General features: G+C 36.9%; 2 protein-coding genes. One reads left to right on the top strand and one right to left on the bottom strand.

From position 1 onward, the window contains the following. Positions 1–58 precede the first annotated feature (58 nt). Positions 59–271, top strand: a complete 213-nt coding sequence (locus tag ACFIL3_RS10715) for a hypothetical protein (protein WP_375616725.1) — start codon at positions 59–61, stop codon at positions 269–271. 175 nt (positions 272–446) lie between these two features. Here ACFIL3_RS10715 and ACFIL3_RS10710 read toward each other — a convergent pair. Further along, on the bottom strand, positions 447–785 hold a 339-nt coding region (locus tag ACFIL3_RS10710), incomplete at its 5' end, for a tyrosine-type recombinase/integrase (RefSeq protein ID WP_375682272.1).

Here is a 785-nt window from a genome sequence, read left to right as displayed (position 1 = left end):
TTAGCAAGAGAGATCTTAAAGCACAATAATCTAGGTGAACGCGTGTGTGGGTGGAAACATGGCTAGAAAAAAAACACAAGACGATACAGAACTTACAGAAGCAGAAAAAGAAATCCTCCAAGAAATCATCATGACCTACAAAAGTATAAAAGTGATGTCGCGTTATACGAAATGGATTGTACTCATTATACTCTTATTAGCGCTTGATTTTTCACGTATTATGGATGCATTAGTAAGTATTTTTACACAAAAACCAAATATCCGACTCTAAACATACTCTGAGACGCGCGAAATTCTTTAGAAAATGGATTCTTAAATTTGCTCGTCTCATGGAGACTATCAATAATAGCTTTACACATTTAAAACTGTTATTTTCACAGAATTGGACATATCAAATTTCTCGTCAAAATAACTAAAAAAACACTGCAGAGGTAATTGTAAAAATTCTATCCTGTTATAAATGAAGCCCACTGTTCCAAGAGAACATGTCGCTGTTCTAAAAAATCCGTTCGCATGTAGGCTTTCGTCACTGAACTCCCAACTGTATGTGCAAGAACAGTTTCGGCAATCTCAAATGGTGTTGACGTTGTCTCTGCTATCCAATCCCGTAAGCTTGAACGAAAACCATGGGGACGATAGGTTAAGCCGCAAATTGTCATATATTTTGCCATGGTGGCATCAGAAATGGGGTTGCCTTTAAGACCAGAAAAGAGAAAACCATTCTTTTCAAAGGGGAAAGTTTTTTCAATAACTCTCAAAGCTTCATCACTTAGTGGCACGCGAAA

It is taken from the genome of Bartonella sp. CE47NXGY (genome assembly GCF_042195415.1).
Classification (GTDB): Bacteria; Pseudomonadota; Alphaproteobacteria; order Rhizobiales; family Rhizobiaceae; genus Bartonella.
This window is presented reverse-complemented; position numbering and strand designations above follow the sequence as displayed.

Coding starts and splice junctions, on each gene's coding strand:
- ACFIL3_RS10715 (WP_375616725.1), top strand. CDS start 59: ATGGCTAGAAAAAAAACACAAGACGATACAGAACTTACAGAAGCAGAA.